This is a genomic window from Micromonospora sp. CA-248089 (assembly GCF_050948515.1).
GTDB lineage: Bacteria > Actinomycetota > Actinomycetes > Mycobacteriales > Micromonosporaceae > Micromonospora.
Window position 1 is genome coordinate 6,404,785 of sequence record NZ_CP192016.1, and the last position, 18,283, is coordinate 6,423,067.

17 protein-coding genes are annotated in these 18,283 nt (G+C 74.2%); 10 read left to right on the forward strand and 7 right to left on the reverse strand.

Translation table 11 applies throughout. The features are described from left to right. Positions 1-7: 7 nt before the first annotated feature. The 3 genes from ACQP26_RS30100 to mobA form a co-directional block, all read right to left on the reverse strand. The gene (locus ACQP26_RS30100) at positions 8-1,135 is read right to left on the reverse strand and encodes a T3SS (YopN, CesT) and YbjN peptide-binding chaperone 1 (RefSeq protein WP_281579484.1); all 1,128 of its coding nucleotides are present in this window, start codon (positions 1,133-1,135) and stop codon (positions 8-10) included. A gap of 65 nt (positions 1,136-1,200) precedes the next feature. Then, positions 1,201-1,458 (reverse strand): DUF6457 domain-containing protein, encoded by a 258-nt coding sequence (locus tag ACQP26_RS30105; RefSeq protein WP_091415945.1) that lies wholly within the window; start codon positions 1,456-1,458, stop codon positions 1,201-1,203. Beyond that, on the reverse strand, positions 1,455-2,093 hold the full coding sequence (mobA, locus tag ACQP26_RS30110) for a molybdenum cofactor guanylyltransferase (protein WP_433494587.1): 639 nt from the start codon (positions 2,091-2,093) through the stop codon (positions 1,455-1,457). The genes ACQP26_RS30105 and mobA overlap by 4 nt, the downstream gene beginning before the upstream one ends. A gap of 237 nt (positions 2,094-2,330) precedes the next feature. Between mobA and fdhD the strand changes: the two genes are divergently transcribed. Then, complete coding sequence (gene fdhD, locus ACQP26_RS30115) at positions 2,331-3,185, forward strand: formate dehydrogenase accessory sulfurtransferase FdhD (protein ID WP_269703408.1); 855 nt, start codon at positions 2,331-2,333, stop codon at positions 3,183-3,185. A gap of 119 nt (positions 3,186-3,304) precedes the next feature. Here the strand turns inward: fdhD and ACQP26_RS30120 are convergent, their stop codons facing one another. Next, entirely contained in the window at positions 3,305-4,504 is a 1,200-nt protein-coding gene (locus ACQP26_RS30120) for a DUF4192 domain-containing protein (RefSeq protein ID WP_433494588.1), read from the reverse strand. 152 nt (positions 4,505-4,656) lie between these two features. Between ACQP26_RS30120 and ACQP26_RS30125 the strand changes: the two genes are divergently transcribed. The 5 genes from ACQP26_RS30125 to ACQP26_RS30145 all read left to right on the forward strand — a co-directional run bounded on the left by ACQP26_RS30125 (position 4,657) and on the right by ACQP26_RS30145 (position 11,392). Further along, positions 4,657-5,571 (forward strand): fructosamine kinase family protein, encoded by a 915-nt coding sequence (locus tag ACQP26_RS30125; RefSeq protein WP_433494589.1) that lies wholly within the window; start codon positions 4,657-4,659, stop codon positions 5,569-5,571. Next, the gene (gene moaA / locus ACQP26_RS30130; RefSeq protein ID WP_281579480.1) at positions 5,568-6,581 is read left to right on the forward strand and encodes a GTP 3',8-cyclase MoaA; all 1,014 of its coding nucleotides are present in this window, start codon (positions 5,568-5,570) and stop codon (positions 6,579-6,581) included. Before ACQP26_RS30125 ends, moaA begins: the two co-directional genes overlap by 4 nt. Before the next feature lie 2 nt (positions 6,582-6,583). Beyond that, positions 6,584-6,829 (forward strand): MoaD/ThiS family protein, encoded by a 246-nt coding sequence (locus ACQP26_RS30135; RefSeq protein WP_433494590.1) that lies wholly within the window; start codon positions 6,584-6,586, stop codon positions 6,827-6,829. 20 nt (positions 6,830-6,849) lie between these two features. Continuing rightward, entirely contained in the window at positions 6,850-8,112 is a 1,263-nt protein-coding gene (locus tag ACQP26_RS30140) for a metallophosphoesterase (protein ID WP_281579478.1), read from the forward strand. A gap of 94 nt (positions 8,113-8,206) precedes the next feature. Further along, a complete protein-coding gene (locus tag ACQP26_RS30145; protein ID WP_433494591.1) occupies positions 8,207-11,392 on the forward strand; it encodes a UvrD-helicase domain-containing protein in 3,186 nt (1,061 codons plus the stop codon). Between the two features lie 51 nt (positions 11,393-11,443). On the opposite strand, the gene ACQP26_RS30150 is transcribed toward ACQP26_RS30145, so the two are convergent. Next, complete coding sequence (locus ACQP26_RS30150; protein WP_433494592.1) at positions 11,444-12,073, reverse strand: prepilin peptidase; 630 nt, start codon at positions 12,071-12,073, stop codon at positions 11,444-11,446. A 10-nt stretch (positions 12,074-12,083) separates the two neighbouring features. After that, a complete protein-coding gene (locus ACQP26_RS30155) occupies positions 12,084-13,091 on the reverse strand; it encodes an EamA family transporter (RefSeq protein ID WP_433494593.1) in 1,008 nt (335 codons plus the stop codon). A gap of 85 nt (positions 13,092-13,176) precedes the next feature. Between ACQP26_RS30155 and ACQP26_RS30160 the strand changes: the two genes are divergently transcribed. Both ACQP26_RS30160 and ACQP26_RS30165 read left to right on the forward strand, forming a co-directional pair. Continuing rightward, on the forward strand, positions 13,177-14,022 hold the full coding sequence (locus ACQP26_RS30160; RefSeq protein WP_433494594.1) for an LppU/SCO3897 family protein: 846 nt from the start codon (positions 13,177-13,179) through the stop codon (positions 14,020-14,022). Between the two features lie 143 nt (positions 14,023-14,165). Continuing rightward, a complete protein-coding gene (locus ACQP26_RS30165; protein WP_269703393.1) occupies positions 14,166-15,401 on the forward strand; it encodes an ATP-binding protein in 1,236 nt (411 codons plus the stop codon). Between the two features lie 19 nt (positions 15,402-15,420). Here the strand turns inward: ACQP26_RS30165 and ACQP26_RS30170 are convergent, their stop codons facing one another. Further along, positions 15,421-15,969: a GNAT family N-acetyltransferase gene (locus ACQP26_RS30170; RefSeq protein WP_269703392.1), complete on the reverse strand. Its 549-nt coding sequence runs from the start codon at positions 15,967-15,969 to the stop codon at positions 15,421-15,423. A gap of 135 nt (positions 15,970-16,104) precedes the next feature. Between ACQP26_RS30170 and ACQP26_RS30175 the strand changes: the two genes are divergently transcribed. Both ACQP26_RS30175 and ACQP26_RS30180 read left to right on the forward strand, forming a co-directional pair. Beyond that, complete coding sequence (locus ACQP26_RS30175; protein WP_269703391.1) at positions 16,105-16,650, forward strand: DoxX family protein; 546 nt, start codon at positions 16,105-16,107, stop codon at positions 16,648-16,650. 207 nt (positions 16,651-16,857) lie between these two features. Next, complete coding sequence (locus ACQP26_RS30180) at positions 16,858-18,282, forward strand: glycosyltransferase 87 family protein (protein WP_433494595.1); 1,425 nt, start codon at positions 16,858-16,860, stop codon at positions 18,280-18,282. Position 18,283 lies beyond the last annotated feature (1 nt).

An 18,283-nucleotide genomic window follows, 5' to 3' on the forward strand; every position in this document is an offset into this window, starting at 1 on the left:
GCAGCGCTCAGAGGTACATGCCGGTGCGGTGCTCCTCGGCCCGGGCCGGCTTGTCGCCCTCGCCGAAGAAGCGCTTGCCGCCGAACTCGCCGTGCAGACGGTCGTCCAACTCGTCGGCGAGACCGGTCATCACCTGCACCGCGAGCATCAGGTGGGTGGGCTGGAAGTTGCGGCCGAAAACCGGGATCGAAGCCCACACCGTGTCGTCGGCGCAGTAGAGCCGGCCGATCGGCATCCGGTTGGTCAGCTCGGAGAGCTTCACGTAGAGGCGCTCGGTCGGCTCCACCTCGGTCAGCACCGGCGAGAAGACGTCCACGAGCGGCGGGTTGTCCCGCACCCGCACGAAGACCATTGCCGATCCGGCCCGGATGTTGATGTCCCCGTCGGAGTCGACCTGAAGCTGGTCGGACGCGGACTTCAGCATGGTCGACACGACGGTGCGGACCCGCTCCTCCAGGGCCAGCACGTCGTTCTCGCCCGACTGCGCGGCCGCCGCCGCGGCCAGCGCCTCGTCCAGGTCGGCCTCGACGTCCCGGTCCGGGCCGAACTCGCTGCGCGCGGTACCGAGCGGTTCCGCTGGCAACGGCTCGCCCTCGGTGTCGTGCACCAGGTAGACGAGGAAGGCCGGATGCGGCGCCCCGTAGACGTCACGCAGCGTCCGGGAGAGCACGGCGGCCAGCCGGGTCGCCTCGTCGGTGCCGCAGTCCAGCCCGAACTGCTCCCCGGAACCCGGCACCACGCCCGGCGGCGACCAGCCGAGCGCCACCATGTCGGCCACCGCCGCCCGGTCCAGCCGGTAGCCCTGCGGCAGCGTGGCGTTGCCGACCGCACGGGCCGAGAGGCGCCCCTCCTCGCCCGCGTCCACGCTCACCGAGTAGACGGCGTCCCCGGTGCCCGAGGCGGTCGGGTCGAGCGTGACCTCCAGGTGCCCACCGGCAGGCAGGGCGCGCAGCTGGTCGGCGAGCGCCCGGGCGAACTCCCGCCACGCCTCGGTGACCTTGGCCCGCAGATCGGCTGTGGTCGGCTCGTCGAGCAGGATCGACTCGTGGTGCTCCGGCGTGCCGCCGGTGGCGTGGTGCTCCGGCGTGCCGCCGGCAGGCTTGTCGACCGGCGCCGAGGGGTGGTCTGCCGTCATGATCGCCTCCGTCCGTTCCCGCCACCCTACCCACGCGCGAGGGAGACCGAATCCCGCGCGAGGCGCTAATCCCCAGGTGTGGAACCACCCAGATCCACCGGCCAGGAACCGGCCAGCGCGCTGAGCCGCTCGGCCGCCGCGGCCGGGTCCGCGCCGCGCCCCACCGCCAGCCCCAGCAGGTACGCGGTGACCGGCGCGCCCGGCCGGACCACCTGGTGGGCCACGTCCCGGGCCACGTCGAGCACTGTCGGCACGGGCACCCCCGCCGGGTCCAGGTCCAGTTCGGCGCACACCGCCGTGACCCAGTCGTCCAGCACCGTCATCTCGTCCACTCCTCCGCCCGGCGTACGTCCTCGTCAGTGTCGCAGTCGAACCAGGGCGGCGGCCCGGACGCGGACCAGGACACCTCGCGTACGGCGACGCCGGCCAGCAGCCCGCGTACCGGCGCCCCGTCGAGCGAGCCGCCCCGCGCCGCGGCGAGCCGGTCGAGGGCGGTCCGCAGGGCCGGTACCCGCCAGACGGCGCAGAGGTGCTGGCGGCGGCCGTCCCCGTCCACGTAACAGGAGAGCGCGGGCGTCGGTACGTCGGATCGGCCGGCGGGATGAGCGTCGGCCGGCCCTGCGGCGAGGGCGCGTCGCAGCTCGGCCACCGCGGCGGGGGTGAGCAGTGGCAGGTCGGCGGCGAGCACCGCGACAGTCGTCGTACCGGGGTCGAGCAGCGCCAGCCCGGCCGCCGTGGCGGCCACCGGACCACCTCCGGGCGGCTCCTCCCGCGTCGTCCGGACCCCCTGCGGCACCGGGCCGGACGAGCCGACCACGATCCGCTGGTCCGCGTCGGCCACCGCCTCCAGCACCCGGTGCAGCATCGGCCGGCCGCCGACCGTACGGGCCGGCTTGTCCACGCCGCGCATCCGCCGGGCCGCACCGCCGGCGAGCAGGATCGCCGCGTACCCCGTCATCGCCTCACAGTAGCCACAGTCACGACCGCCGCATCCCGGCTCGGGCGGGCGTCCGGCATTGTTCGGCGGTTATCCGACGTTGATCGACTGCTTCTCGGCGAAGTGTGGCATCCGACACCGCCACTTCGCCGAACTGGTGTCGATCATCGGCCTGGGGGGGCCGGGGGCCGGGGCGGTCGAGGGCGGGAAGGTGTGGGGTGAGGTGCGGCCGGTGGGACGTCCGGGGAGGATGGCGGCATGGGACGGGCGACTGATCGGCGTGGTGTGCTGCGGATCGACCTCGACGCGGCCGGGGACGGCCGGGGGCGGATCCGACGGCAGGACACCCTGGCCGTGGAGGAGCCGCTGGAGATCCGCGTCGGCGCGGCCGGTCCGGGCCGACGCCGGCCGCTGGCGGTGACCATGCGTACGCCCGGTGACGATCTCGACCTGGCGATCGGCTTCCTGCTCACCGAAGGGCTGATCCGGTCGGCGGAGGACGTGCACACCGCGCAGCTGTGCGCCGGGGCGGAGACGCCGAACACGTACAACGTGGTCGACGTGGTGCTCTCGCCCGGTGTGCCGGAGCCCGTCACCGACCCGTCGCGCAACTTCTACACCACCAGCTCGTGCGGCGTGTGCGGCAAGGCCAGCATCGACTCCGTACGGACCCGCTCGCAGTTCGCGGTGCGGGACGACCCGCTGGTGGTCACCGCCGAACTGCTGGCCGCGCTGCCGGACCGGCTGCGCGCCGCGCAGCGCGCCTTCGACCGCACCGGCGGCCTGCACGCCGCCGGCCTCTTCACCCCCGACGGGGAGCTGGTCGTGCTGCGCGAGGACGTCGGGCGGCACAACGCGGTGGACAAGGTGCTCGGCTGGGCCGCCCGGGAGGGGCGGCTGCCGCTGGCCGGGCACGTGCTGCTGGTCTCCGGGCGGGCCAGTTTCGAACTCACCCAGAAGGCGTGGATGGCGGGGGTGCCGCTGCTCGCGGCGGTGTCCGCACCCAGCACGCTCGCGGTCGAGCTGGCCGAGGAGGCCGGGATGACGCTTGTCGGTTTCCTGCGCGGGCCGACCATGAACGTCTACACCGGGGCGGCGCGCGTCGGCAGCTGACGGCACCGGCGTCGCGGACGTGGCCGTCCCGGCGGACGGGTGAGCGGTCTCCGGCCGGGTCGGCCCGGCGGACGGGTGAGCGGTCACCGGCGGGGTCGGCCCGGCGGGCGGATGTGCGCTCACCGGCGGGGTCGGCGTCGGCGGCGCCGCAGCACCGCGCCGTCGTCCGGACCGGGCCACCCGTCCAGCGCGGCCGGGGCGAGGCCGCGCCGGAGCGCCTCGTCGAGCAGCACCGCGAGTGAGTAGCCGGGGTGGGCGGACAGCACCCGCTCCAGGGCGACAGCGGCCAGTGCCCCGTGCCCGCAGCGCCAGGCGGCGAACGCGAGCAGGCATCCCGGCGCGGCGATCAGGTCCGGCTCGGCGCGTCGCAGCACGTCCGTCCAGAGGCTGATGTCCTCGTCCCGGCCGTCGGTGCGGGACCAGGCGTGGTCGCGTACGGCCACGTGGACGAGGAGCACCGTCAGCCAGGCCACCTCGTCGTCGTCCAGCCGCTCGCCGCGCCGCTGCCGGCGAAAGGCGGCACGCACTGCCGCCGTGCCCGCCGTCCGCACCGCACGCGGCGCCGCACTCGATGCGGGGCCGTCGGCCGGACCCAGCGACTGTCCGTCCGTTGCCGGGCCGCCGGCCGGGACCGGCGACTGTCCGTCCGATGCCGGGCCGTCCGCCGGGACCGGCGACTGTCCGCCCGGCTCGGAGCCGTCGGTCGGTGCGCCGTTAACCGGGCTGCCCGACGACGCGGACGGAGGGCCGGTGAGCGCGGCCAGGCGGAGGCGCGCCCGGCCGGTGGCCCGGCGCATGGCGAGCCGGACCGGCCCGTCGAGCGGGGACACCTGCGCGACCAGCGCGGCCCGGTCGGGCAGCGCGACCTGACCGGCGAACACGGCAGCCGCGCTGACCTGGCTGGCGGCCGGGTCGTACGGGGTGCCCTCGGGCGGGCAGCAGGCCGGCTCGGAGCAGAGGTACGAGAACCAGCGGCCCTCGGTGACGCGCAGCGCGTCGAGCACGACCAGCCCGGTGGCGGTCAGCGCGTCGCCGATCGCGTCCACTATTCCTGTCACCCGGGCGGCCGGACCGTAGCCGACGACCGTGGCGGCGTCGGCGTCCTGCCGGGCCACCACCTGTGCCAGGTGCCGGGCCGCCGGGCCGGGGTCGGCGCCGGGTGCGGGCAGGTCGCCGCGGGCGGCGAAGACGACGCGCCGGCCGCGTACCGCGACCACCACGACGCTGTCGGCGGGATGGAAGCCGAGCAGGTAGGGCACGGCCGCGACCATGTCGGCCGGTGAACGGACGGAGAGGCGCGCTGGCTCGGTGGAGTTCATGCCGGGAGCGTGGGCGGTGGCGTACCACCGCGTCCGCCCCTGTGGACGACACGCGGTCCGTCCACAGATACGGAGCGTATCGGTCCAGGTCAGCGGTGATCGGCGGCGCTTCTCGGCACACGGATGTCCGAGGTAACCGCTACCTTGCGCACATGGACCTGGCATACCTGCGGGCACACCCGGAGCACCTGCCTACCTTCCTGACCCACCAGCGGATCCGGGAGACGCCGGTCTCCGGTGGTGACATCTGCACCGCCTCCCGGCTCACGCTCGACGACGGGCACTCGGTGTTCGCGAAGACGTGGCCGGAACGGGCCGCGCGTCCGCTGCCGGAGGGCTTCTTCGCCGCCGAGGCGGCCGGGCTGCGCTGGCTGCGCGAGGCCGGCTCGGTGCCCGTACCGGACGTGCTGGTCGCGTTGCCCGACCTGCTGGCGCTCGACTGGGTGGAGCCCGGCGAGCCCACGCCGGAGGCCGCGGAGGCGTTCGGCCGCGACCTGGCCGGGCTGCACCGCGCCGGGGCGCCCGCGTTCGGCGCGGACCGGGCCGGGTTCATCGGCGCGCTGCCGCAGGACAACACGCCCGACCCCGGTCCCTGGCCGGACTGGTTCGCCCGGCGCCGACTCCTTCCCTACCTGCGCATGTCGGTCGACGACGGCGCGCTCGACGGCGCCGGGGCGGCGCTCGTCGAGCAGGTCGTCGACCGGATCGGCGAGTTCGGCGGTGACGAGCCGCCCGCCCGGCTGCACGGCGATCTCTGGCCGGGCAACCTGCTCTGGGGCGCCGACGGCCGAGTGTGGCTGGTCGACCCGGCCGCGCACGGCGGCCACCGCGAGACCGACCTGGCGCAGCTCGCGCTGTTCGGCGGCCCACCGCACCTGGATCGGATCATGGCCGCCTACCGGGAGGCGTGGCCACCGGCCGACGGGTGGCGGGAACGGGTGCCGCTGCATCAGCTGCATCTGCTGCTCGTGCACACCGCGATCTTCGGTGCCGCGTACGCGGACGCCGTACGCTCCACCGCCCGTGCCGCCCTCCGGGGGCCCGACCGCGCTACGGTCGACAGATGAGCGCCCCCCGGACGGCCGACGGCGTCCTCGCCGACCGGTACGGCCGTGTCGCCCGGGACCTGCGGGTCTCGCTCACCGACAAGTGCAACCTGCGCTGCACCTACTGCATGCCGGCGGAGGGTCTGCCCTGGCTGGCCAATCCGCAACTGCTCACCGACGACGAGATCGTCCGGCTGGTGGGTGTCGCGGTGTCCCGGCTCGGCATCACCGAGGTGCGCTTCACCGGCGGTGAGCCGCTCATCCGGCCCGGCCTGCCCGGCATCGTGGCGGCGGTCGCCGCGCTCACGCCCCGGCCGCGCATCTCGCTGACCACGAACGGCATCGGCCTGGCCCGGATGGCGTCCGCGCTGCGCGAAGCCGGGCTGGACCGCGTCAACGTCTCGCTCGACACGCTGGACCGGGACCGGTTCACCGCGCTGACCCGCCGGGACCGGCTCGCCGACGTACTCGCCGGGCTGGCCGGGGCCGCGGAGGCCGGGCTGACCCCTGTGAAGATCAATTCGGTGCTCATGCGCGGCACGAACGACGACGAGGCACCCGCGCTGCTCCGGTTCGCGCTCGCGCACGGCTACGAGCTGCGGTTCATCGAGCAGATGCCGCTCGACGCGCAGCACGGCTGGGACCGCTCGACGATGGTCACCGCCGACGAGATCCTGGCCTCCCTGCAGGCCGCGTTCGCGCTGACGCCGGACCCGTCCGAGCGGGGCGCGGCACCGGCCGAGACGTGGCTGGTGGACGGTGGGCCGGCCCGGGTCGGGGTGATCGCCAGCGTGACCCGGCCGTTCTGCGGCGACTGCGACCGCACCCGGCTCACCGCCGACGGCCAGGTGCGCAACTGCCTGTTCGCCACCGAGGAGTCGGACCTGCGCGGCGCGTTGCGCGACGGCGCCGACGACGAGGAACTGGCCCGCCGCTGGCGCGCCGCGATGTGGGCCAAGCGGGCCGGGCACGGCATCGACGATCCGACGTTCCTCCAGCCCGCGCGCTCGATGTCGGCGATCGGAGGCTGAGGATGGAACTCACGGTCCGCTATTTCGCCGGCGCCCGGGCTGCCGCCGGTCGCTTCGAGGAGACCGCATCCGCCGGCCGCTCTCTGGACGAACTCCTCGATGACCTGACCGCCCGGCACGGCGAACGCCTCGCGGTGGTGCTGAAGGCGGCGAGTTTTCTGGTCGACGGCGTGGCCTGTCATGATCGACAGGCACTGTTGCCGGCCGGGGTGACGGTGGACGTGCTGCCGCCCTTCGCGGGCGGCTGAGGGGGGCACACGTGCTGGCCATGGCGGCATTCCTGGGCTTCGTCGTGCTCGTGATCGGCCTGATCCACTTCTACCTGTGGAAGCGGCTGGTCCGGGACACCACGCGCCCGGGGCGGTGGCGCCGGGCGGGCACGGTGGCGATCGCGGCGCTGGCGGTGCTCGTACCGGTGACCATGGCCGGCACGCGCAACGGCTGGTACTGGCTCGCCTGGCCCGGCTACCTCTGGGTCGCGCTGATGTTCTACCTGCTGGTGCTGCTGCTGGTGCTCGAAGTGCCGACCGCGGTGGTCCGGCTCGTGCTGCGCCGCCGGGCCCGCTCGGCGGTCGCCGCCGGCCCGGAGCCCGAGCCCGCACTCGTGGGCGCGGCGACGGCGGAGGGTGCGACGACGCCGCCGGTCGACAACGCCGACGCGCCGCCGGCCGGCACCCCCGCGCCGGACCACGACCCCTCCCGGCGGTTGCTGCTCGCCCGCGGGGCGGCGATCTTCGCCGGGCTCACCGCCGCCGGCGTCACCGGGTACGGCGTCCGCACCGCGATGGGTCCGCCGCAGCTCGACCGGGTGCAGATCCCGCTGGCGAAGCTGCCCCGGAGCATGGACGGCCTGCGTATCGCCACCGTCTCCGACATCCACCTCGGGCCGTTGCGCGGCCGGGCGCACACCGAGCGGATCGTCGCGATGATCAACCGGATGGACGCCGACCTGGTCGCCGTGGTCGGTGACCTGGTCGACGGCACGGTGGCCGAGCTGGGCGAGGCCGCCGAGCCGCTGCGCGACCTGCGGTCCCGGTACGGCAACTTCTTCGTCACCGGCAACCACGAGTACTACTCGGGCGTGGAGGAGTGGGTCCGCGAGGTGGACCGGCTCGGCCTGCGCGTGCTGCAGAACGAGCGGCAGGAGATCCAGGCCCGGGGTGGCGTGCTGGACCTGGCCGGGGTGAACGACGTCAGCGCCGCCGGGACCGGGGTGGCCGGGCCCGCCGACTACGCCGCCGCCCTCGGCGACCGTGACCCGAGCCGGCCGGTGGTGCTGCTGGCGCACCAGCCGGTGGCCGCGCAGGAGGCGGCGAAGTTCGGTGTCGATCTCCAGCTCTCCGGGCACACCCACGGCGGCCAGATGGTGCCGTTCAACCTGGCGGTGAAGCTCGAGCAGCCGGTGGTCTCCGGTCTCGGCGAGGTCGACGGCACGAAGGTGTACGTCACGAACGGCGCCGGTTTCTGGGGCCCGCCGGTACGGGTGGGTGCGCCTCCCCAGGTGACGCTCGTCGAGCTGCGCGCGCAATAGCGTGCCGGGGCCGCCGAGTCCAGCACCGCATTGCTCAGGTCACCCGTACGCGTGGCGACGGGCGGGCGGTGGACCGGACGTGACAGGATGCGGCGTGCCTCCGTTCAGCGCCGCACCCCCCGGTGGCCTCCCGCCGTACGTCGCGGATCTGCACATCCACTCGAAGTACTCCCGCGCGTGCAGCCGCGACCTGACCCTGCCGAACCTGGCCTGGTGGGCCCGGCGCAAGGGCATCGGCGTGCTCGGCACCGGCGACTTCACCCATCCCGCCTGGTACGACCACCTGCGGGAGACGCTGCACCCGGCCGAGCCGGGCCTGTACCGGCTCTCGCCCGAGGCGGAGCGGGACGTGGCCCGGCGGCTGCCGCCCCGGCTGGCCAGTGAGGCGGAGGCCGACCCGGTCCGGTTCATGCTGAGCGTGGAGATCTCCACGATCTACAAGCGCGACGACCGCACCCGCAAGGTGCACCACCTGATCTACCTGCCGGACCTGGACGCGGTGGCCCGGTTCAACACCGCGCTGGGCCGGATCGGCAACCTCGGCTCGGACGGCCGGCCGATCCTCGGGCTGGACTCCCGCGACCTGCTGGAGATCACGCTGGAGGCGAGCCCGGACGGCTACCTGGTGCCCGCGCACATCTGGACGCCCTGGTTCTCCGCGCTCGGTTCGAAGTCCGGCTTCGACGCGATCGCGGACTGCTACGCCGACCTGGCCGAGCACATCTTCGCGGTGGAGACCGGTCTGTCGTCCGACCCGGAGATGAACTGGCGGGTCGGCAGCCTGGACCGCTACCAGCTGGTGTCGAACTCGGACGCGCACTCGCCGCCCGCGCTGGCCCGGGAGGCCACGGTCCTCACCGCCCCGCGCGACTACTTCGCCATCCGGGAGGCGCTGCGGACCGGCGACGGGCTCGCGGGCACCGTGGAGTTCTTCCCGGAGGAGGGCAAGTACCACGCCGACGGGCACCGCCTGTGCGGGGTGAACTGGTCGCCGGAGCGGACCCGCCAGGCGGGCGGACGCTGCCCGGAGTGCGGCAAACCGCTGACAGTGGGCGTACTCAGCCGGGTCGAGGAGCTGGCGGACCGGCCGGTGGGTCACCGTCCGGCGCACGCGCGCGAGGTGGCGCACCTGGTGCCGCTGGCCGAGATCCTGGGCGAGCTGAACCGGGTCGGCGCGCGGTCGAAGAAGGTCGAGGGCAAGCTCAACGAGCTGATCGCCGCGCTCGGCCCGGAGCTGGAGATCCTCACGCGTACCCCGATCGAGGAGATCGGCCGGGTCGGCGGCGAGCTGCTCGCGGAGGGCATCGGCCGGCTGCGCCGCGGCGACGTGCGCCGGGTGCCGGGCTACGACGGCGAGTACGGCGTGATCACCCTGTTCGATCCGGCGGAACTGGGCGCCTCGGGTGGCCGGGCCGGGCAGGAGACGCTGTTCGACGTACCGGTGCCCGCGCAGCGGCGGCCCGCGGAGCCGGCACCGAAGCCGAAGGCCAAGCGCCCGGCGGCGGCCCGGCCGGAGCCGAAGCGCACGCCGCCGCCCGCGCCTCCGATCGCGCCGCCGCCGTCTCCGCACGAACCGTTCGAGCCGATGCTCGCCGGGATGGAGGAGGTCGGCACCGGCCTGCTGGACCGGCTGGACGCGATGCAGCGGGTGGCCGCGTCGGCGCCGGGTGGTCCGCTGCTCATCGTGGCCGGTCCGGGCACCGGCAAGACGCGGACGCTCACCCACCGGATCGCCTACCTCTGCGCGGAGCTGAACGTCTTCCCCGACCAGTGCCTGGCGATCACGTTCACCCGGCGGGCGGCCGAGGAGCTGCGGCACCGGCTGGACGGGCTGCTCGGCCCGGTCGCCGAGGACGTCACCGTCGGCACGTTCCACTCGCTCGGCCTGACCGTGCTGCGGGAGAACGCGGCGGCGGCCGGGCTGCCGGCGGACTTCCGGATCGCCGACGACGCGGACCGGGCAGCGGCGCGCGCCGAGGCCGGTGACGACGACGAGCGGTACGTGGCACTGCTGCGCAAGCGGGACCTGGTCGACCTGGACGAGCTGCTGACGCTGCCGGTGGCCCTGCTCAAGGGGGACCGGAAGCTGGTGCGGGAGTACCGCGAGCGGTGGAAGTGGATCTTCGTCGACGAGTACCAGGACGTCGACGCGGTGCAGTACGACCTGCTGCGGCTGCTCAGCCCGCCGGACGGCAACCTGTGCGCGATCGGTGACCCGGACCAGGCGATCTACTCGTTCCGGGGTGCGGACGTGGGCTATTTCCTGCGCTTCTCGCAGGACTTCACCGACGCCCGGCTGGTCCGGCTGAACCGCAACTACCGTTCCTCGGCGCCGATCCTGGCCGCCGCTGTGCAGGCCATCGCGCCGTCGTCGCTGGTGCGCGGCCGGCGCCTCGACCCGGCCCGGCTCGACCCGGAGGCGCCGCTCGTCGGCCGGTACGCGGCGAGTTCTCCCCACGACGAGGCCGACTTCGTGGTCCGTACCGTGGACGAACTGGTCGGCGGCCTGTCCCACCGCTCGCTCGACTCGGGGCGGATCGACGGGCGGGCCACCTCGCTGTCCTTCTCCGACATCGCGGTGCTGTACCGCACCGACGCGCAGGCCGCACCGATCGTGGACGCGCTGGCCCGGGCGAACATCCCGGTGCAGAAGCGCTCGCACGACCGGCTGCGCGACCGTCCCGGCGTGCCGGCGATCGCCCGCGAACTGCGCCACGCCGGACTCGACGGCTCGCTCACCGCCCGGGTACGCCAGGCCGGGCAGATCCTCGCCGAGCGGTTCGCGGTGCCCACGCTCGACGGCTCCGGCGCGGTACGCCCCGAGGACGTCCGCACCGCGGTGGACCTGCTCACCCCGCTGGCCCGGCGGTGCGGCGACGACCTGGAGCTGTTCCTCAACCAGCTCGCCACCGGCGCGGAGGTGGACGCGCTCGACCCGCGCGCCGAGGCGGTCACGCTGCTCACGCTGCATGCCGCGAAGGGCCTGGAGTTCCCGGTGGTGTTCCTGGTCGGCGCCGAGGACGGCCTGCTGCCGCTGCGCTGGCCCGGCTCCGAGCCGGACGACGACGCGGTGGCCGAGGAGCGACGGCTGTTCTTCGTCGGGCTGACCCGGGCGCAGGACCGGCTCTACGTCAGCCACGCGGGCCGCCGCGCCCGGCACGGCGCGGAACGCGACACCCGCCCGTCGCCGTTCCTCGACGTGATCGACCCGGCGCTGTTCGAGCGCCTGGACGCGACCGAACCCCGCCGCCCGAAGGACCACCAGCTCCGGCTGATCTGACGGCGGCGGGTCCGGCGGGCCACGGACACGGGCCGGGCCGGCCGGCGGCGATCAGGTGAGGACGGCCGCGAGCCACGCGCCGCCGAGCAGCGCCGGGCCGAACGGCACCGGCGTGTCCCGGCGTACCCGGCCGGCGGCGAGCAGGACGAGCACCGCCACTCCGGCGAGCACGTGCGGCAGGAACAGGCCGAGCCGCAGTGCCGGCCAGCCGAGCCAGCCCAGCGGCAGCCCGAGCGCGGCGGCGAGCTTCACGTCGCCGAAGCCGAGCCGGGCGCGGGGCAGCAGGGCCAGCAGCGCGTACCCGACGAAGGAGAGCGCGGCCCCGCCCACCGCGACGGCCAGGCGGCGCGGTTCGCCGGTCGCCGCCGTGGCCGCGATCAGGCCGAGCCCGCCGCCGAGCGCGACCACGCCGACCAGCGGGTCGGGCAGACGCAGCGCCGTCACGTCGGTGACCCCGAGGACCAGCCCGACGGCGGCGACCAGCAGCAGCGCGGGCAGCGCCGGGTCGGTGCCCCTGGTGGCGGCGAGCCCGCCGAACACCACGACACCTGCCAGGGCGAGGGTGCTCCGGCGCGGAGCGTCGCCAGGGTGCCCTGGGACGAGCGACCGGCCGACCGGCACGGCCACCCACCCGGCTGGTGCGCCGAGCAGCGCGATCCCCGTCACCAGCAGCGCCGACACGGCCGGGACGCTACCGCCCGGCCGGCTCCCCGGCCGTCCCGTCGACGGCTGGTGGCGGGGACCGGCGGGGCCGCTCGGTGCTCACCACCACCGCCACGCCGACCACGATGACCGCGCCGCCCATCAGCACCTGCGAGGTGATCGGTTCCGCGACGAACAACGCGCCGAGCGCCACCGCGACCACCGGATTCACGTACGCGTACGTGGAGACCAGGGAGATCGGCGCGTGGGCGAGCAGCCAGACGTACGCGGTGAAGGCGACGAGCGATCCGGCCACCATCAGGTAGGCCATCGCCGCCCAGGACCGACCGGTCACGTCGGCGAAGGAGAAGCCGCGCAGCTCCCCGCGGGCCACTCCGACGAGCGCGAGCACCGTCGCACCGGCGACCATCTCGTAGACGGTGGCCACGAACGGGTCGGCGGGCATCGGGATCCTGCCGGACAGGTACGAGCCGACCGACCAGCTCGTCGCGGCGGCGACCACTGTGAGCGCGCCGGCCACCGGCACGCCGTCGACACCGTCCCGGGGCAGCACGAGCAGGACCAGACCGGCGAAGCCGAGGGCCACCCCGGCGAACGTCCACGGTCGTGGCCGGTCGCCACCCGCCGTGCGCAGCAGCACCACGAGCAGCGGCACGGTGGCGACGAGCAGCGCCGCGACACCGGACGGTACGGCGGTCCCGGGCGGGCCGGACTCGGCGAGCACCACCAGTCCGTTGCCGCCCGCCAGCAGCAGCACGCCGATGAGCGCAGCGGAGCCGACGCGGCGCGCGGGCACCCGCAACGCACCGGGTCCGCGTCGCAGGCGCAGCACCACGGCGAGCACCACCGCGGCGGCGGCGAACCGCATCGCCGCCGAAATGAGCGGCGGCAACGACTCGACAGCGACCCGGATGCCCAGGTACGTCGAGCCCCAGAGCAGGTAGACCAGCACGAGTGCGGTCCAGATCAGGGCGGTGCGGGCGGGCGGCGTCGCGGAATCGACAACGTTCGTCGCACTCGTGGGGCGTGAGCTCATCGTCTGACCACGCTACGGTGGCCACGGCGTCGGCGTCCCCAGTTGGTGGCCGGCCTCTCAGCACTGGCGTACGCAGGAGGCGTTCATGTCGAACTTCGGTCCACCGGGTGGCGGCTCTCCCGAGCCGTGGGGACGGCCCGACGACGGCTACGCCCCGCAGCCCGACCCCCGTTACGCCCCGCAGGGCGACCCGCGTTACGCCCCGCAGCCGGATCCGCGGTACGGCCCGCCGCCGGGGGCACGGCCGTACGGCCCTGCCGACCAGTACGGCCCCGCCGACCAGTACGGGCCGCCCGACCAGTACGGGCCCGCCGACCGGTACGGACCGCCGGCCGATCAGTACGGGCCGCCGACGCAGCGCTTCGAGCCGGGCCCGGCCTGGTCCCCGCAGCAGGGCCAACCGGGTGACCCCTACGCCGGACCGCAGTACGGCGGTGGGCTTCCGCCGTACGCCGAGCCGACGCCGCCGCCGAAGCGGGGCAAGGGCCCGCTTCTGGTGGTGGTGGTCGTGCTGGCCGTGCTGCTGCTGGGCGGCGCCGGGGCGTACTGGATGCTCGGCCGGGACGAGCAGACCCCGACCGGCGGCACGACCGCTGCCACCGCGCCGGCCGCGGATCCGACCGGTGAGGCCGCGCCGAGCGAGCCGGCCGACACGACGCCCACGACGGCGGCCCCGGCCTCCTCGACCGATCCGCGCTTCGTCAAGGCGGGCCAGTGCGTCGCCAACGAGGGCGGCGGAGGCCAGCCGAAGCTGGTGATCGCCGACTGCGCCCCGAAGACGTACGAGGTGCTGCGCCGCATCGACGGCGCGACGAGCGGCAAGAAGGACGCGGAGGCCAAGTGCGGGAAGGTGGCCGGGTACACCGACTGGTACTTCTTCGACAGCGAGCTGGACACGCTCGACTTCGTGCTCTGCCTGAAGCGCCGCTGACCCTCCACGAATGTCGGTAACCAAAACTAGGGCTGTCTAGCATCCACGCTAGACAGCCCTAGTTTTGTATCGAGGCCGACACGCGGTAGCCGCCTCTACGCGCATCTAGCCTGGTCGCTAGAGAACCCGATACTGTGCGATTCGTGGATCCGGTCCGCAACCCGTACGCACCGGGCGCCGGCCAGCGCCCGCCCGAACTCGCCGGGCGGGGGCGGGAACTGGACGTCTTCGACGTGGTGCTGGAACGGATCGCCCGCGGCCGGCCCGAACGCAGCCTGATGCTCACCGGCCTGCGTGGGGTGGGCAAGACGGTCCTGCTCAACACGCTGCGCTCCGAGGCGATCAGCCACCTCTGGGGCACCGGCAAGATCGAGGCCCGGCCGGACCAGTCGCTGCGCCGCCCGATCGCCGCCGCGCTACACATGGCGGTCCGCGAACTGGCACCCCGGCACCGCGCCCCGGACCGGATCGACGCGTTCCTCGGCGTCCTCAAGGCGTTCGCGCAACGCTCCGCCCCCACCGGGCGCGGCAGCGCGGCGCCCAAGCTGCGCGACCGCTGGCAGCCCGGCATCGACGTACCGGCGAGCAGCGGGCGCGCCGACTCCGGCGACATCGAGATCGACCTGGTCGAACTGCTCAGCGACGCGGCGGCGGTCGCCACCGACGTCGGCACCGGCATCGCGATCTTCATCGACGAGATGCAGGACGTCGGCGCCGAGGACGTCTCCGCGCTCTGCGCCGCCTGCCACGAGCTGTCCCAGCTCGGCGCGCCGCTCATCGTCGTGGGCGCGGGCCTGCCGCACCTGCCCGCGGTCCTCAGCGCCGCCAAGTCCTACTCCGAGCGGCTCTACCGCTACCAGCGCATCGACCGGCTCGACCGGATCGCCGCCGACCAGGCACTCTGCGCCCCGGCCGAGCGGGAGGAGGTCGAGTACGAGCAGAAAGCCCTCGACCTGCTCTACGAGAAGTCCGGCGGCTATCCCTACTTCGTCCAGGCGTACGGCAAGGCAACCTGGGACCACGCGCCCCGCTCGCCGATCACCGCGGCGGACGTCCGGGTCGCCGCGCCCGAGGCGGAGGCCGAGCTGGCGGTGGGGTTCTTCGGTTCCCGGTTCGAGCGGGCCACGCCGGCCGAACGCGAGTACATGCGCGCGATGGCCACGCTGGCGCTGGTCGACGGCGAGGAGGGCGGCCGGGACGACATGGACGCGGCGGTGCCGACCGCCGAGATCGCCCGCGCGCTCGGCCGCAAGCCGGCCAGCCTGTCCCCGGCCCGGGACGCGCTGATCAAGAAGGGGCTGATCTACTCCGGCGAGCGGGGGACGGTGGCGTTCACCGTGCCGCACTTCGGCCGCTACCTGCGCACCCAGCCCGCCTGACGGCTGCTCTGAAACGGCCTCAGACGCGCGACCACGGTGGCGGGAAGACCACCTCGCCGGCCGGCGGTGGCGGCTCCTCGCTCACCGTCGGCGGCAGCACCAGCGCCTGCCACGGCTCACCCAGCCCGGACCAGGGGCTGGTCAGGCCCAGCCGGTCCGCCGGGCCGAACCCGAACCGCCGGTAGTACGCCGGATCCCCCAGCACCACCACCAGCCGCTCGCCCAACTCGGCTGCCGCGTCCAGCGCCGCCTGCACCGCCGCCGTGCCGTGCCCCAGCCGCTGCCGGTGCCGTGCCACAGCCACCGGACCCAGGGCCAGCGCCGGCCACGTACGACCGTCGTCGGTGCGTACGCCCACGCGCGTGAGCAGCGCGTACGCCACCACCTCGCCGCCGTACTCGGCGACCATGGCCAGCTCCGGGATCCACGCCGGGCTGTGCCGCAACTCCTCGACCAGGCCGACCTCCGGTGGGGTGGCCACGTCGGGGCGGGCGAAGGCGGCGGCCAGCACCCGGGCCACCGGCGCCTCGTCGGCGGGGCCCTCCGGGCGCAGTCGCAGCGTCGTCACCCGCGCGACCTTACCGAACGCGACCGGTCCATCCGCGACGGTCGCTGAAATCGATACCGTTCGGACGTCCACGTCGGCCGATACCTTTCGTGTGTTGCGGGGATGACGACGCCCTCGACGGGGTAAGACTGAGCCATGAAGCCCGTGCGCTCCCTCGCCCGAGTCATGTTGAGCGGCATCTTCGTGGTCAGCGGCGCCCGCAACCTGCGCAACCCGGAACGTCTGGTGCAGGCTGCGGAACCGGTCACCGGGAAGGTCGCTCCGCTCATCCGGAACGTGCACCCCCGCATCCCCACCGACACGGTCTCGCTCATCCGGGCCAACGCCGCCACCCAGCTCGTCGGCGGCCTGATGCTCGCGACCGGCCGGTTCACCCGCCCGGCCGCGCTGGTGCTCGCGGGCACGCTGGTTCCGACGACCGCCGCCGGTCACCCCTTCTGGACCAACGACGACCCGGCCGCCCGCAACAACAACCAGGTTCACTTCCTGAAGAACGTCGGCCTGCTCGGTGGCCTCCTCCTCGCCGCCGCCGACACCGAGGGCAAGCCGGGCCTGCGCTGGCGCGCCGGCCACCAGATCGACCACTCGCGCCGGTCGGTCAAGCGCGCGGTCCGTACCGCGCGTCGCGAGGCGAAGATCGCGGTACGCTCCGCGGCCACCGCCCGCCGCATGCCCGGCTGACCAGGCATTTCGTACGGCCCACCACCCCCCGCAAGGCCACCAATCACCTGAACCATCCGAGACCCGTTAACGCGGTGGAAATGTCGCAAACACGTGTGGGATCGGACACGGTCGCGTAACGCGGGAGGCAGCAACGTGAGGCGCCGTTCTAGGCTCCGTGCTGGACCTGGACGGGTACGACGACCTTGGTACGGGGGTGGCCACGCCATGCCGACGACAGTCGGTAGACGGACCAACCGCCTCGCTCCGACCTCCCGCGTCGACCGCCGGATCGTCGTGCGTCTCGGCGTCGTCGCCGCCGTGTCGTACGCCGCGTGGCTCGCCATCGGCGCCTTCGGACGGCCGTACAACTTCTTCGACATGAAGATCTACCACGGCGCCGTGCTGTGGTGGGCCGGCGGCAACGAGCTGTACGACTTCGTCGCGCCCTCGACCACGCTGGGCTTCACCTACCCGCCGTTCGCCGCCCTGGTCATGCTGCCGATGTCCTGGCTGCCGGTCGACGGCGCCGGCTTCGTCAACGCGCTCGCCAGCATCGGCGCACTCGCCGTCGTCCTCGCGGCGCTGCTGCGTCCCGTCGTGGATCGGCTCGGCTGGCCGCTCTGGTTCACGGTCGGCATCGCCACCCCGCTCGCCGTCGCCATCGAGCCGTCCCGGGAGACACTCGGCTACGGGCAGGTCAACCTGCTGCTGTTCGCGCTGATCATGGCGGACATGGTGGGCCTGCGCTGGCGGGCCAAGCGGGGCACCCACTACGAGACCGCCGATTCGCCGCTGGCCCGGTTCGTCTACAGCGGCGCCTGGGCCGGTGTCGGCATCGGGCTCGCCACCGCGGTCAAGCTCACCCCGGCGCTGTTCGTGGCCTACCTGATGCTGACCCGGCAGTGGCGGGCCGCGCTCACCGCTGTCGCCACCACGATCGGCGTGACGGTCGCGACGTTCGGTGTGGTCGGTGAGGAGTCCCGCGCGTACTTCGCCGGTGTGCTCTGGCAGACCGAACGGGTCGGCGCGGCGGACATGACCGCCAACCAGTCCCTCGCCGGTCTGCTGGCGCGGCTCTACGACTCGATCGAGACGCCCGGCCTGCTCTGGCTGGCGTTCTCGGTGCTGATCCTGGCGCTGGGCCTCTCCCGCGCGATGAGCGCCCGCGCCGACGGCGACGAGCTGACCGCGTTCACGCTGGTCGGGCTCACCGCCAACGTGATCAGCCCGATCTCCTGGTCGCATCACCTGATCTGGGTCATCCCGGCGATCATCGTGCTGGCCGACGCCGCGGTCCGCCGCCGCGACGCCAGCCGTGGCCTGCCGCTGCGTGGCACCGGCGGCCCGTCGGCCAACGGGGTGCCGGCACTGCGTCCGCCGATCTGGTACCCGACGCTCACCGGGCTCCGCCACGGCGTCGGCGCGCTCGGGCTCTACCTGCTGTTCCTGATCTCACCGATCTGGCCGTACGAGCACCAACTCCCCGAGGTGTCCCACTACCAGGACGGCCTGTTCGGCGCGCTGATGGAGAACTCCCTGGCCATCGCGCTGATCGTGCTCGTGGCGGCGCTGCCGTGGCGCCCCGGCGCGGAGCCGGCGTTCTACCACGACCGGTGGGGCCGTACCGCCGCGCTCGCCGCCCGGCGCTGAG